Source organism: Achromobacter seleniivolatilans, from assembly GCF_030864005.1.
In the GTDB taxonomy this organism is placed as follows: domain Bacteria; phylum Pseudomonadota; class Gammaproteobacteria; order Burkholderiales; family Burkholderiaceae_B; genus Achromobacter; species Achromobacter seleniivolatilans.
In genome coordinates, this window is the sequence record NZ_CP132976.1 from 314,001 (window position 1) to 328,537 (window position 14,537).

Here is a 14,537-nt window from a genome sequence, read left to right on the forward strand (position 1 = left end):
ATGTCTGCACCCGTGTTCCGAATCTGCCGACAGTCAATCCGCCAGCGTGGAATCGCCGCGCTGGAATTCTCGTTGACGATGACCATGCTGCTGATCTTCATCTGCGCCGTGGTCGGTTATGGCGTGCTGTTCTGGATGCAGCAGCAGTTGGCATCGGCGGCGTCCGAAGGCGCGCGTGCGGCAGTCTATGCGCAGATCAGCGGCAAGACAGATGTGCAAGGCGAGGCCTGCAAGGCCGCGATGAGCGTGTTTTCCACCGGATCGGCTGTGCTCTGCGCCACGTCGCGCACCCCTTGCGCCTGGGCGGGAGCCGGCGGCCAGACGGCCAACTGCGCCACAGTCGCCATGACCTACAACACCCAATCCTGGCCCTTGCTGGCAACCATGAAAGCGTTCATTGCGCTGTTGCCCGGTACGAACAAGGACTGGATTCCCAGCAAGTTGTCGTCGAAAGCCGTCGTGCAGATATCGCAAGGGACACCATGAGCAGTCTGAGCAAAATCATCGCGGGCATTTTGTTGGTGGCGGGTCTGGTGCTGGCCTTCCTGGCCTGGCGTTTGGCTTCACAACCTGCGACGCCTCCGGCGGGACCGGCGCCCGTGGCGAGTGCGCCAGTTGACGCGCCCGCCGCGCCGTCCATGACGTTCCATGATGTGGTCGTGGCGGCAAAGGGCATTCCCGCGGGCACGCGTATCGAAGCGGATTCAATGCTCACAGTGTCGAAGTGGCAGGTCGCGCTCTCGAATAGTTTCGATTCCGTAAAGCCGCTTGAAGGGGCGGTTGCACGTGTCGACATCGCTCTGGGCGACCCCATTCTTCCCAGCTTGCTGGCACAAGGGCTTGCCCGCCAGCTAAAGCCTGGCGAGCGCGCGGTGGCCATCGCGGTGGATGAGGTGATCGGTGGCGGCAATCGTATCCGGCCGGGTGATGCGGTGGACGTGTTTTTCATGGTCGAGAAAAGCGGGGAAGTGACCATGGGGCAGGCGCGTTTGCTTCAGTCGCAAGTGCGTGTGCTGGCGTATGGCGGCACATCGGTGGATGGTCCGGATGAACGGGCGCTGCCGCAACAAGGCGCGCCAGCGCCGCCCGCCAGAACCGCTGTGCTGGCTGTGCCTGTGGAGCAAGTCAACGAATTGATGCTGGCCAGCCGCGCCGGGCGTTTGCAACTGGCACTGCGCCCGATTGGCGACGACAACGTGCCCGACACCGCACTCTTCGTGCAACGCACCGCCGTCTTGCCGGTTCGTGCGGACCTGACGCCAGCGCAGCGCGAAGCGCTGCTATCTGGCCCGAACCGGGCTTACGCAGGCGATAGCCTTGTTCAGTTGGACGGGTCGGCCCCTGCGGCCCGGCCGGTTGCCAATTCCAATCGCGGCTCAAGTACGGGTGGGGGCAGAACCGTGGAAATCGTCCGAGGAGATAAATCCGAGCGCGTGCGTTATTGAACGTGGCTGCGCGTGGCTAGGTGCCGCCCGCGGCTGGACCTTTCAAAGTAACTAGATCCAGCAAATGAAGAGATATCAGCGCACCACTTTGATCTGCGTCCTGTCGGCCGCAGCAACGATGACCTACGGTGTCGTCAGCCTGGCCCAAACCGCCACGGCCGTGTCCGGGGCCAACGCGCCCGTCCGTGATATCGCTGTGGCTGTGAAAGGCCAGCAATCCCTCATGCTGGATGGCGGCGCGCCCAGCCGCATCGCCATCGGCGACCCGGATGTGGCCGATGTGAAGATACTGGCTTCGTCCGGCAAGCGCGCTGGTTCGGTGCTGCTCTATGGCAAGAAGGCTGGCACCACGCAGTTGCAGATCTGGACAGGAAATAACGCCGTGCCGCAGGTCTGGACGGTGCGTGTCGCCAGCAGCGTGCAAGCGGCGTTGGCCGGCCGCGGTATGACTGGCGGGCCAAATGTCGATATTGCAGGCGACCGGGCGGTGGTGTCCGGCCATGCTGAAACCCCGCTCGCGCAGGTGGCGGCAGCCGCTGCGGCTGCCTCGGCCGTGGGCGACAAGAACGTGGTGGATGTCTCCACCGCAGGCACTGGCGGCGTCGTGCAGGTGGAAGTGAAGGTCGTTGAGGTGTCACGCTCCGTCATGAAAGAAGCAGGCATCAGCTTCGCTGGCCGCAGTGGCCCATGGGGCGGTATCAGCTCCACGACACCGTCAGGCGCGGCCGCCCCTTTGGGATTCGCGCAGGGCGGAGTATTGGCTTCTGGTTTTTCGCTGTTCTATGACTCCAACAACTTTTCCGCGCGCTTGCGTCTGTTGCAAAGCAATGGCATGGCGCGCGTGTTGGCAGAGCCCACACTGGTGGCATTGACGGGTCAAAGCGCCAGCTTCCTGGCGGGCGGCGAGCTACCCATTCCAGAATCCGGTGGCTTGGGCACGGTGACGGTTGCGTTCAAGCCCTTCGGCATCGGCCTGACCGTGACACCGACCGTACTGTCGCGTGACCGCATTTCGTTGAAGGTTGCGCCAGAGGCGAGCGAGCTGGACTACAGCAACGGCATTGTCATCAACACCAGCAACGAAGCCAGCACCATCATCCCCGCTTTGCGCACGCGCCGAGCGGATACGACCGTTGAACTGGGCGACGGCGAAAGCTTTGTGATCAGCGGTTTGGTGTCGCGCCAGACCAAGGCGATGGTGAACAAGGTTCCGATGCTGGGTGACCTGCCCATCATCGGCGCATTTTTCCGTAGTGTGGACTATTCGCAAGAGGACACCGAGCTGGTCATCGTGGTGACTCCGCGGCTGGTTCGTCCCATTGCGCGCGGCGTCACGCTGCCGTTGCCTGGGGGGCGGCAAGAGCAGGCGGATTCTACGTATAACGCTTGGGGCTATTACTTGATGGGCCCAGCCGGCGGTCAACAAATGCCGGGATTCTCACGGTGAGCAATATGAAAACACATGCCAGCGAGTGGGTGGGCCTGCAAAACGGCAAGCGGTTCCTGTTTTGCTCCAAGGGCGATGGCGTTGCCACGCTGCTGGGTCAGGCTTTAGGCGACATGGGAATGTTGACCCAGGAAACGCCCAGCATAGAAGAACTGGCGCGGCGCCTGGCGGAGATAGCGCCCCAGGTGGTGTTTCTGGACTTCACCCTGAGCGAAGACGAACCTGGAAAACTCTTCAAATCCGCCGAGCTGGCGCGGTTGCTGGCGCGAATTGCGCCCACGGTGCCGCGCGTGGCGGTGGGTTTGTTGAGTCAGCCAGAAGGCGCAATCGCTGCGCTGCGGGCGGGGGTCAGCGATTTTGTGGATCCGAGCGTTGCGCCGCAAGAAGTCAAAGATGTCGTGCAACGCTTGCTGGACCTGCCCGCGGGCGGCGGGCGTATGGACGGCTCGCGCCGCAGTGTCTTGCTATTGGGCGCGCGTCCTGGCGTGGGCACAAGCACGCTGGCCGTGCATTTGAGCGGCATGGTGCAGGACCGCTTGAAGCACATGTATTCCCAGCGCGCCGCAGCCAGCGGCGCCAAAGCAGTCAAGCCGGCGGAGGCGGGCGCAATGTTGCCGCTATCCAGCCGCGTGGCGCTCATGGACCTGGGCTGGCCGGTAGGTGATTGCCAGCTCTATTTGAATATCGGCAGCGATTTTGATTTTGCCGAAGCGGCCCGCAACCTGCGCCGCCTGGATTCCACGCTGTTGGGATCGGCGATGGCGCACACCGCCAATGGCCTGAGCGTTCTTGCCTTGCCGCGTGATCTGAACCAGATGCGCGATGTGTCCCAATCGGATTCGCTATTGGTGTTTGAGCGGCTGCGCCAGCACTTTGGCGTGGTGGTTGCCGATTCCGGCGGCTTTACCAATCCTGAATTCGTGGCCGGTTTGGCGCGCGCCTCTCAGCAGAACTGGATTGTGACGGACCAGAGCGTGGGGGCGCTGGTGTCGCTGGCAGGTTTGCTGCAAGAACTTGAGCAACTGCACGTGGACCGCCGCAGCCTGGGTTTGATCGTCAACCGCTACGACGAACGCTACGGCATGACCGCGCAGCAAATCGCCGACCGCTTCCAGCTGGAGCTGGTTGGCACCTTGCCCGATCGCACGTTGGCGCTGATGGTCTGCACCAATCAGGGTCATTTGCTGCACGAGGAAGCGGAGCGCGACGTCTACGTGCGCGCCGTGCAGACGCTGGCGGAAAAACTTAGCGCAGAAGAGAACACGCCCGGCGGGCGGGCGAGCTGGCTGGCCACCTGGCTGCCCGGCGTGCATCGCCGCATGATTGTCGATTGATAGACAGGCAGCAGCGTACACAGGAACGGCGGCGGACACCCACATGATCATGACAGCGACCATAGAATTTGGCGGCGACGGCGACAAGGGATTCACGACGTCGAACCGCTTTCAGGAAGTGAAAACGGCGGCGTATGAACACTTGCTGTCCCGTATCGAGGAATTGGGGGCGGAGTTTGGCCGCTGGGCACGTTCCGCGATCCAGGAATTCGTGGACATCGAAGTGGCCAGCTTTGTGCGTTTGCGCAGGGTGCCGATCAACGAAGGGGAAATGCGGCAAATTGCCGAAGCGCTGACGAAAGAACTGGCGGGCCTGGGACCGCTGGAAGATCTGCTGGCGGACCCGGCAGTGGAAGACATCCTGATCAACGGCTACGACAATGTGTTTGTGTCGCGCCGGGGCGTACTGGCCCGCGAGACGCTCAGGTTCACGGACAACCAGCACGTGTTGCGCATCGTGCGCCGCATTCTTGCGCCCATCGGCCGCCGCCTGGACGAATCCAGCCCCATGGTGGACGCGCGTCTGCCGGACGGGGGGCGCTTGAACGTGGTGATCGAGCCGCTGGCCGTGGACGGCCCGATGGTGTCGATCCGGAAGTTCCGCCAAGACCCGCTCAAGCCCGCCGACTTGCTGACTTTAGGCACGTTTGACGAAGAGATTTACCGCTTGCTGCATGAGGCCGTGAAGAACCGTTGCAACGTGCTGGTATCGGGCGGAACCAGTTCGGGCAAGACATCTTTGCTGAACGCACTGGCGTTTTTCATCCCCGAGACGGAACGCGTGGTTACGGTAGAGGACACCGCCGAACTGTCGCTAAATCACCCGCATGTGGTGCGGCTTGAATCGCGCCAGGGCGGCTTTGATGGGAGCGGCGCGGTCAGCATCCGTGAACTGATTCGCAACAGCTTGCGGATGCGGCCCGACCGGGTCGTGGTTGGCGAAGTGCGCGGCGCAGAAGTCATGGACATGCTGCAAGCCATGAACACTGGCCACGAAGGATCGATGGCCACTATTCACGCCAACTCCGCGCGCGAATGCCTGTACCGGATTGAGATGCTGGCGGGCTTTGCGGGATTTCAAGGCAGCGAAGATAGCTTGCGCCGGCAGATCGCCAGCGCGCTGGACTTCATCGTGCAGATCGGCCGCCTGTCCAACGGCAAGCGGCGCGTGCTGTCAGTGACGGAAGTCACGGGCATGGGCGACAACGTCATTTCGACGCAGGAGCTTTACCGGCACGAAATCTTTACAACGCCCGATGGCGAGGAAAAAGACCGCTGGAAGTGGCTTGGCATCCATCCGCATACGCCCAAGTTGGCCAAGATGCGCAACGAGGCGCGCGACCAGGACAACTCGCCGGACGATCACGATGGCGGTGGCGGCGGATTCTGGAGCCGGAGGCGCTGATGCAGGAAGCCCTGGTCCTGGCTGGCTTTGCCTTGGTGCTTACCGTCGGGGCGGTGCTGCTGTGGCGTCATGCCAATAGCGGCGCCCGCCGCGCGGCGAGTTCGGCGTTCCTGGATAACCAGCTGAAACGTGGACGCGACACGGCCGCCGGCACGCCGTTTGCCGAAAACGCGCGCGCCATGCGTAGCGGGTTCTCCAGCTGGGACCGGCTGCTGCTGTTGGCGGGCGTGCGCCAGAGCGTGGGGTTCTATTTCAAGATCGGCATGCCCGTTGTGGCTGGCGCAATACTGGCCTGGCTGTTCCTGGGGCCCTTGTCCGGCGCCGTGACATTCATCATGCTGGCCGTACTGGCGTATTTTTTGCTTTGGCTGCGTGCGGACAAACGCCAACGGCGCATGATCTCGCAACTGCCTGCATTTCTGGACAACATCGTTCGCCTGATCACGATCGGCAACAGCATGGGCGCGGCGTTCCAAACGGCTGCCGCGACCACCGATCAACCCCTGCTGGAAGTGGTCGAAGCTGCTGCCAGCCTGAGCCGGTCTGCCAAGGAGTTGGACGCGGCGCTGGTGCAGGTGTCCCGCCAATACGGTTTGAAAGAGCTGTATATGGTGGCTGCCGTGGTGTCGCTTGCCATGCGGTTTGGCGGGCGCAGTGACCAGGTGTTGGAACGCATGGCGGCGTTTATGCGCGACGTGGCGCAGGCCCGCAACGAATTGACGGCCAGTTCCGCCGAGGTCCGCCTGTCCGCATGGATTCTGGCCCTGCTGCCGGTGGGCATTGCGGGCTTCATCATCGTGGCGAACAACCAATTGTTTATGGGTTTGTGGGAGGACCCGCTGGGCTTCAAGATGCTGCTGACCGCAGTGTTCTTGCAGCTGGGCGGATGTTATTGGCTGTATCGCATGGCCAAGTCCATTTGAAGGGCGCGCAGATGGATCACTTTCTCTCCTGGAATGTCTCTACCGTACTGGCCGTGGCGCTGATGCTGGTCGCCGCCGCGCTGCTGATCCTGGGACTCAGCATGACTCGGCGCCTGCGCGGGCAGGGCCGCAGCCGGCAGGTCGTCGATCAGGCGCTTGCCACACGTCAAAACCGCGGCGGGACGCCAGCCTTGGCGGAGGAGGGCGGGCAGGGCAGGCTTGCGGCCGCCGCGCGCGCAGCGGATTCGTTCGGCAAGCGTCTGAGCGAAGGGAAGCTGGCCGACACTTTGATGGCCGCAGAAGACCGCAAGCTGGTGGACATGGCGGGCTACGCCAATCCCACGACGGCACGCGCCCGATTTGTCGTCGTCCGTTTTGGCCTGGCGGTTTTATTTCCCATCGCGGCCATTGCGCTGGATTTGCACAGGAATCTGATTGCTTCGCCATTGGGCGTGTTCGTTGCCGCCTTTCTGGGCTTTGCGATTGGCTACATGCTGCCCAAGTGGTTTGTCCGGCGGCGTGTGAAGCGCCGCCAGCGCTTGGCGGCCGATGAGCTGCCGTTGTTGATTGACCTGCTGCGCCTGCTGCAAGGCGTGGGTTTGTCCATCGACCAAAGCATGCAGGTGCTGATCAAAGAGTTTGCCCAAGTGCTGCCCGTGCTGTCGCACGAACTGCGGCTGGCCTCTGAACTGTACGTGCGCGGCCGTACCCGCGAGCAATCGCTGGCCCGGTTGGCTGCTGGTTTCGATAACGATGACCTGTCCGCCATCTGCCGCTTGATCGCACAAGTGGATCAGCATGGCGGCGCCGTGCAAGAGCCTTTGAACCGTTTTGGAGAACGCCTGCGCGACAAGCGCCGGTTGGAATTGAAGGAGAAGGTTGGAAAGACCACGGTGAAGATGACGGGAGTCATGATCGTGACGTTGTTGCCTGCTCTGTTGATCGTTACGGGCGGAGCAGGTTTTATCGCGGTGTTGCGCGGTTTGTCGCGTATGGGGGGCATGTGATGGCTGGCGGTATTGGAAGTTCGCAACGCGCCTGGCGCTGGACCCTGATGGCCGCTGCCGTCGTGGGCGCTGCAGGGTTGGCCGGATGCAAGAGCAACAGCGCGGAATCCGCCTGGCAGGTAATTCAGCAGCAACAGCAAGAGCAGGCGCTGGCACGGCAGAAAGAGGAAGACGCCGATAGCAAGCGCCGGCCCAAAGAGCCGGAGCTGATGCTGTCCATGATTGCCGAAGCGCAGCGCCAGGAACGCTATTTCGCGTCGCTGGCGTACATCGAGGCTTACCAGCAGAAGTACGGCAATGATGCGCGGGTAGCGGTGCTGCGGGCGGAAGCGCTGCGGCAGACTGGGCAGACCGTCATGAGTGAGCAGGCGTATCGCGCGCTGCTCGGAACCGATCAGGCCGCCGACGGCTGGCATGGTCTGGGTCTGATCGCAGGCGCGCGTGGCCAGTTCGATCAGGCGGCTGACGATTTTGCGCGTGCGGCCAAGCTGTCTCCGATGGACCCTCGCATTCTGGGTGACTTGGGTTATGCGCGGCTGCGTGCCGGCGATCCTGCGGGCGCCCGGGTGCCGCTGGGGCAGGCGGCTGAACTGGCGCCTGATAACGGCAAGGTGCTGGCCAATCTTGCCGTGTTGTTGCTGGTGCAAGGCGAACCCGCGCGCGCCCAACGGCTGATGGAGCAGGCGCAGATGACCGACGAAGCGCGCAGCCAAGTGCTGCGTATGGCCACTGAAATCCGTAATCAACGGCCCCCGGCGGCGGCGTCTGTGCCGGTTGTGGCCGACCAGCCCGTTACGCGGGTATCTACCGGAGGCGGAGCCGTTGTGCCCGTGATGAGCCCGTTGATGGACGGCCTGAGCAACGGACCCATCGTGCGCTAACCCTGAAACCAGGAAGATAACCATGTCTTTTTCCCGCAATCTTGGTTCATTCACCGTGGGCGTGGCGCTGTTGGCTTTGGCGCCGTTGTCTTGCCTGGCGCAATCGAATGCGCCCTTGACGAGCGAAGCGCCTGCGCCTGTGCCGACAGCGCAGATGCCTGACCGGCCCGTGGTGCAGCAAGTGCAGACGCCGATGCCGCAACCCGCGGCGCCCGCTGCCGCTGCCGCGCCAGAACCCCAGGAAGCTTTTGGGGATGTGACACGCGGTTTGCTGGCGGCTCAAGCGGATGGGCGCCGGGCAGGCGCAGCGCTGCCGGTATTGGGCCCCGTGTCGACGGCGGCGTGGAACCGCTATCTGGAGAGTTTCTCGCATCCCATTCCTGAGTGGTTTCAAAAACGAGTGGACACCAAGAACACCAATTAAAGCTTTGGCGCCTGCCATCATCACGCTGCATTCATACGGGGTTGCAACACCATGCCAACCATCCCTTTGCGTCGTGTTTCCCCGCTGCGCCAGCGCGGCAGCATGACCGTGGCCGTCGTGTTTGCGGTGCTGGTGGGCGTTGTGCTTCTGGGCGTCGCGCAACTGGGCTATGGCTATTACATGAAGCGCGAGATGCAGAAGGCAGCGGACCTGGCCGCCTTGTCGGCGGTTCAGGTGCTGGGCATGGGATCTGCCGCGGATTGCACGCGGGCCGCCACCGCCGGCAAAGCGTCGGCGCTGGCGAATGTGCCGAATATTTTCGACACTTTCACCGCTGCGGATTTCACGGTGGAATGCAAGGTGTGGGATTCAAGCCGTGCCGATGCGAGCGGCATGCATGTGTTTGATCCCACTAGCGGCCAACCGCTAAATGCAGTGCGGCTGACGATACGCAAGACGCTGGCCAGCATGTTCGGCAGTCTGGGCATGAGCACCAAGGTGTCGGTCAGCGCGGTGGCAACGAATACCCAGCCGGTTGCGGCATTCATGGTGGGATCTCGCTTGCTGCGCTTGCAGCGAGGCGGTTTGCTGTCGCAGCTGCTGTCCACAGTGGGCGCGACGCCCGCGCAATTGGACGTACTGGATGCCGCGGGCCTTGCCAGCGTCAACATCACGCCATCGGGCTTGCTGAAGGCGCTGGGCTTACCCCTGTCGGTCGCTACAGGCGTGGGCACGCCCGCTGAATTGGCGGCGGTCAATAACCTGACTCTGGGCCAGCTGCTGCAAGCAACGCTGACCGTCGTCAATCAAAGCGGCACGGCAGGCGCCAGTGTGGGCTTGATCAACAACGCCATCAACACGGTGCTGGCCGTGATGCCGCTGAATTTGCCGGTCAAGCTGTTCGGCAATGGCGGGGTGCTGAATCTGTCGGTGGTGGGCGGCGACGCCACGGGCGCCTTGCAGGCGAATCTGAACGCGCTCAATTTGCTTGAAACCGCGCTGGTCGTGGCCAATGGCCAGAACCTGATCAACCTGGGGCTGAGTGTGCCGCTTTTGGGTATTGATGCGAAAGTGCGCATTGTGGAGCCGCCTACGCTCGCAGTCGGTGGCATCGGCACACAAGCCACCAGTGCCGGCATCCGCGTATACCTGCGGGTGAATACCAGCAATATTCCGCTGGTGGGACCGTTGCTGGCAAATACGCTAGGCACGAAAGTGGACTTGCCCATCATCATCGACGTGGCGCAATCGACCGGCACGCTGACAAACCTTTGCCAAGCGCCGTTGACACAGTCCCAAGCCACCATCGCGGTCACATCGTCTGTCGCGAATATCTGCCTGGGGCGCTTTCCAGGCATGACGTCCGCTACCGATATCAACAGCGCGCACTTCGTGTCCTTGACCAACAGCTGCCAGGTCAGTTCCTTTGCCTCCATCCAGCGTCATCAAGTGATAAATGTGCTGGGCATTCTGCCGTTGACCGCCAAGGTCACACTGCCCATTTTCAATTCGACGGCCCCCGTGTCGGTGACTTTGACAGAGCCGCCGGGTACGCCGTCCACCGCGACAGTTACCGCCACATCCGTCAACCTGGGCGCGCTGGCATCCAATCTGTCGGACGCGCTTATCGGCGGGATATTGGGCGATCTTTTCAACACCGGCACGCCGCTGACCCCAGCAGAGCGCACGTCTCTGGCGACGACGCTGGTGGGCGGAGTCGGTTCCAATCCTGGCAAGTCGATCACGCAGGTGTTCAATGATATGCAGTGGTCAACCACCGCGCTGAATCAACTGAGTTCAAGATTGACGACAGGTGGTTTGACTGGCGTGTTGGGCGGCACCTTGCAGCTGGTGGGGAATATTCTGACGTCGCTGTTGCTTGCCCCGGTCAATGATCTGGTCTGCACGCTGGCGATCGTGCCCGATTCGATCCGGCAGTGCCGGGTCGGGTCGGTGGCGTCCATGGCTCTGAACGGCAGTTCCCAAGTGGGCGGCGTGCTGTCCATTGTGGTGAACCTGCTGCAACCCTTGCTGGGCATGTTGTCGACCATGCTGCAACAGCTGCTGGACCTGCTTGGCCTGAGTGTGGGCCAAACCGATGTGTCGCTGCTGTCGGTCGATTGCGGCCAGCCCCGTTTGGTGTATTGATGATGAAGCCACTAACTCCCGTTTTCCGCTCGGCGGCAAGGTGTGCGCGATGACGCATAAATTTGCTCGTGATGAATTCGATATCTACGTCTGGGAAGGGACTTCCGACATCGCCAGCCGCGCGGAGCGCTGCCTGACGGGCATGGACGTGTCGCTGGTGCGCGCGGATGCCGGCACGGCTTTTCCGCCGCCCCGGGATGCTTCACGGCCGGCGGTGGCGCTGGTGTCGGTGTCGGTGATGGGCGACAACCGTTTTAGCGGTTATGACTGGCTGGCCGCACAAGGGATGCCGGTTATCTGGGTTGCAGCGGAATCGCGGGGCCGTGATTCACGTTATTACCCGCCCGATTACTCCTATACCTTGCCGTTGTCGTTCACGACGGCAGACTTGCGCAAGTTGCTGTTTGAATTGTTGGGAACGCTGGACCAGTTCAATCGCACGGCGCCCAAGCGCGAGCAGCCGCTGATTGCCGTGTCGGAACCCATGCAAGCGTTGCTGGCCGAGGCGGATCTGTTCGCGGATTGCCGCAGCAACGCGCTGATTCATGGCGAGACGGGCGTGGGCAAGGAACGCATAGCACGCCTGCTGCACGATCGCGCCGCGTGGTCTGACGGACCGTTCGTGGCGGTCAACTGCGGCGCGATTCCAGAGGGCTTGTTCGAAGCTCACTTCTTTGGCCATGCGAAGGGCGCGTTTACCGGAGCGGTGGGCGCGCACAAGGGCTACTTTGAGCAGGCCAATGGCGGCACGCTGTTCCTGGATGAAATCGGCGATTTGCCGCTGTACCAGCAGGTCAAACTGCTGCGGGTATTGGAACAGAGCTCGGTAACGCGGCTGGGTTCCACGGCGGAGGTGCCCGTGGACTTCCGTTTGGTCGCCGCCACCAACAAGGACTTGCGCGTGCTGGTAGGTCAGGATGAGTTCCGGGCAGACCTCTATTACCGGCTGGCCGTTATTGAGTTGCGCATTCCGAATCTGGAGCAACGCGGGCCTGAAGAGAAAATTGCCATCTTTCGCGCATTGTTGGAGCGGTTGGGCGGCGAAGGCGAGCCGCCAGCGTGGTTGTTGGAGCGAGTGGGGCGCACGCGATATGCGGGTAATGTCCGCGAATTGTCCAATGTGGCCGAACGCGTTGCCATCATGCGCCGGCAGTTCAAGGGCTGGGACCAGGCGCGCATTGAACGCATTTTTGATCAGATGATGGAACCGCTACAGGCCACGGGCGCGCTAAGTGGCGCCAGCGCCCAGTGCGAGCCGCCCGTATTCACGGATGCGGAGCGCGCCGAACGGTCCCGTATCCTGGCCGCGCTTGATGTCAATGGCTGGCGCCGCCAGGACACGGCCAATACTTTGGGCATCAGCCGCAAAGTGCTGTGGGAAAAAATGCGCAAACTGCATCTGGGGGGCGGGCAAGGTGAAAACGGCGGAAATGATTTTCGGGACATTCTGATCGTGCAATAGGGAAAGCCCCGTAGGGGGCGACAAAAAACCCTGCGGCGAATGTAAGTGCGTCAGCCGTGGGCGAAATAAATTGCTATAGTTCCGCAACGATTTTTTTGGGGAAGGCATGAACGTCCAATTTATCCGTGCCGCCGTTCGCATGGCATTGTTAAGCTCGGCTTTGTCCGGCTTGGCGGCATGCGCCAGCGCTCAATCCGAAGCGCCTCGGCCCACGGTTAAGCAGGTCGAGGACACGCAGGCGGCTTCAACACCCGTCACCCCGCCCGCTGCGCCCGCAGCAGCTGCGCGGCCGTCGTCCACCGTGTCGGAATTGCAGAGCCTGATTCAGAACCGCCAAGTGTCGGAACTGCGTACGGCCTATAACGGCACGTATGGCGCCAGCCTGCTGTTCAAGCCGGATGACCTGACCTACTACGTCGCGCTGTTCCAGCAGAAAGACTTCTGGCGCGTGCTGAAGACTACGTCGGACAAGCAGGCAGAGGCAACGTACCGCGCTTTCACCGCGCAGTCCGCCGAACTCGCCGAAGTAGACATCAAGCGCATCAAGCTCCAAGCAGAATATGCGCATGCCGAAAAGCTGCTGGCAAGCCGAAGCGCTGAACTGAGCACGTTGCAAGCCGACCGTACGCTGCGGATGCAGCAGGAAGAGCAAGTTGCGGCGCGCCAGGAACAATCGCGCCAAGAAGCCACGGCTTTGGCCGATCAGCAAAAGGATGTGCGCCAGCAACTGCGTGATCTGCAACGCCAGATCGACGCCTTGCAGGCGCAGCAGGCGCAAGTGCAAACCAACGCCCCGCCGCCCAAGCGCAAGTAATCTGCGCCAAACCGGTATAGCGGGCCTTCGGGCCCGCTTTTACTTGGGGCGGACTGAAAACTCCCCAGCAGCGCCCGGGCATTCCGCTAGTGCCGGGCGGATTCTTGTATTCTGTCCGCTAGACCCCATATAGTTGCCATGGCACTCAAAGTTTTCGACCTGCAGTGTGATCACAGCCACATTTTTGAAGGCTGGTTTGGTTCGCACGAAGACTATGACGCGCAACAGGCGCGTGGCTTGGTCACGTGCCCCGTTTGCGGCTCGGCCAGTATTACCAAACGCCTGTCCGCGCCACGTCTGAATGTGTCCCACCTGCATGCGCCAGCGCAGGCGCCTGCCGTGCCGGCAGGCGCGTCCGACGCCGACAAGATGGCGGCATTGCAATCCGTGGTCATGCGTCAGGTGCGGGCGTTGTTGCGCAACACAGAAAACGTCGGCCCGCGTTTTGCGGAAGAAGCCCGCCGCATCCACGAAGGTGAAGCCGACGAACGCCCGATTCGCGGCACCGCCACCCCTGAAGAGCGGGAATCCCTGTCCGAGGACGGTATAGATGTCATGGCCGTACCAGACTTTCTGGACGACGACCGCCTGCAGTAGGCGGCAATAAAAAAGCCAGACCCGTAGGTCTGGCTTTTTTCTACCTGCTGCCGGATTAGTTATTAACGCGGCTGCGGTATTCGTTCGTGCGGGTGTCGATTTCGATCTTGTCGCCGATGGCGCAGAACAGCGGCACGTTCAATTCGTAGCCGGTGTTGATCTTGGCCGGCTTCGTTACCTTGCCCGACGTATCGCCGCGCACGGCGGGTTCGGTGTAGGTGATTTCGCGAACGATCGTGGTGGGCAGTTCAACCGAGATGGCGCGGCCGTCGTAGAAGACCACTTCCACGGGCATCGCTTCTTCCAGATAGTTCAGAGCGTCGCCCATGCTTTCGGCTTCGATTTCGAACTGGTTGTACTCTTCGTCCATGAAGACGTACATCGGGTCGCCGAAGTAGGAGTAGGTGCACTCCTTGCGATCCAATTGAACGACTTCGAACTTTTCGTCAGCCTTGTAGACCGATTCGCTGGCCGAGGCGGTCAACAGGTTCTTGAACTTCAGCTTTACAACAGCAGCGTTGCGGCCAGACTTGTTGTATTCGGCCTTCTGGACCACGAGGGGATCCTTGCCGACCATGACCACGTTGCCGACTCGCAATTCCTGAGCGGTTTTCATCGATAAAACTCCGGGGGTGATAGGTGCACTCACC

General features: G+C 61.9%; 14 protein-coding genes. 13 read left to right on the top strand and 1 reads right to left on the bottom strand.

What is annotated here, in order from left to right; all coding sequences use genetic code 11:
• The 13 genes from RAS12_RS01435 to RAS12_RS01495 all read left to right on the top strand — a co-directional run bounded on the left by RAS12_RS01435 (window position 1) and on the right by RAS12_RS01495 (window position 13,887).
• On the top strand, window positions 1-486 hold the full coding sequence (locus RAS12_RS01435; protein WP_306944723.1) for a TadE/TadG family type IV pilus assembly protein: 486 nt from the start codon (window positions 1-3) through the stop codon (window positions 484-486).
• Window positions 483-1,445: a Flp pilus assembly protein CpaB gene (gene cpaB / locus RAS12_RS01440; protein WP_306944724.1), complete on the top strand. Its 963-nt coding sequence runs from the start codon at window positions 483-485 to the stop codon at window positions 1,443-1,445. Before RAS12_RS01435 ends, cpaB begins: the two co-directional genes overlap by 4 nt.
• A gap of 64 nt (window positions 1,446-1,509) precedes the next feature.
• Window positions 1,510-2,892 (top strand): type II and III secretion system protein family protein, encoded by a 1,383-nt coding sequence (locus RAS12_RS01445; protein ID WP_371321237.1) that lies wholly within the window; start codon window positions 1,510-1,512, stop codon window positions 2,890-2,892.
• Window positions 2,889-4,226, top strand: coding sequence for a pilus assembly protein CpaE (locus RAS12_RS01450; protein WP_306944725.1), 1,338 nt, complete (start codon window positions 2,889-2,891; stop codon window positions 4,224-4,226). The genes RAS12_RS01445 and RAS12_RS01450 overlap by 4 nt, the downstream gene beginning before the upstream one ends.
• 43 nt (window positions 4,227-4,269) lie before the next feature.
• Window positions 4,270-5,631, top strand: coding sequence for a TadA family conjugal transfer-associated ATPase (locus RAS12_RS01455; RefSeq protein WP_306944726.1), 1,362 nt, complete (start codon window positions 4,270-4,272; stop codon window positions 5,629-5,631).
• Window positions 5,631-6,554, top strand: a complete 924-nt coding sequence (locus RAS12_RS01460; protein WP_306944727.1) for a type II secretion system F family protein — start codon at window positions 5,631-5,633, stop codon at window positions 6,552-6,554. The genes RAS12_RS01455 and RAS12_RS01460 overlap by 1 nt, the downstream gene beginning before the upstream one ends.
• Window positions 6,555-6,565: 11 nt before the next feature.
• Window positions 6,566-7,561, top strand: coding sequence for a type II secretion system F family protein (locus RAS12_RS01465; protein WP_306944728.1), 996 nt, complete (start codon window positions 6,566-6,568; stop codon window positions 7,559-7,561).
• The gene (locus RAS12_RS01470; RefSeq protein ID WP_371321238.1) at window positions 7,561-8,442 is read left to right on the top strand and encodes a tetratricopeptide repeat protein; all 882 of its coding nucleotides are present in this window, start codon (window positions 7,561-7,563) and stop codon (window positions 8,440-8,442) included. Before RAS12_RS01465 ends, RAS12_RS01470 begins: the two co-directional genes overlap by 1 nt.
• A gap of 22 nt (window positions 8,443-8,464) precedes the next feature.
• Window positions 8,465-8,866, top strand: a complete 402-nt coding sequence (locus tag RAS12_RS01475; protein WP_306944729.1) for a DUF3613 domain-containing protein — start codon at window positions 8,465-8,467, stop codon at window positions 8,864-8,866.
• A gap of 51 nt (window positions 8,867-8,917) precedes the next feature.
• Window positions 8,918-11,014 (top strand): pilus assembly protein TadG-related protein, encoded by a 2,097-nt coding sequence (locus RAS12_RS01480; protein WP_306944730.1) that lies wholly within the window; start codon window positions 8,918-8,920, stop codon window positions 11,012-11,014.
• A gap of 49 nt (window positions 11,015-11,063) precedes the next feature.
• Window positions 11,064-12,476: a sigma 54-interacting transcriptional regulator gene (locus tag RAS12_RS01485; protein ID WP_306944731.1), complete on the top strand. Its 1,413-nt coding sequence runs from the start codon at window positions 11,064-11,066 to the stop codon at window positions 12,474-12,476.
• 106 nt (window positions 12,477-12,582) lie between these two features.
• Window positions 12,583-13,290, top strand: coding sequence for a DUF2968 domain-containing protein (locus RAS12_RS01490; protein ID WP_306944732.1), 708 nt, complete (start codon window positions 12,583-12,585; stop codon window positions 13,288-13,290).
• Window positions 13,291-13,428: 138 nt separating this feature from the next.
• Window positions 13,429-13,887, top strand: coding sequence for a DUF1178 family protein (locus RAS12_RS01495; RefSeq protein WP_306944733.1), 459 nt, complete (start codon window positions 13,429-13,431; stop codon window positions 13,885-13,887).
• 55 nt (window positions 13,888-13,942) lie between these two features.
• Here RAS12_RS01495 and efp read toward each other — a convergent pair whose 3' ends face one another.
• Window positions 13,943-14,503, bottom strand: coding sequence for an elongation factor P (gene efp, locus RAS12_RS01500; RefSeq protein ID WP_306944734.1), 561 nt, complete (start codon window positions 14,501-14,503; stop codon window positions 13,943-13,945).
• Between the last annotated feature and the right edge of the window lie 34 nt (window positions 14,504-14,537).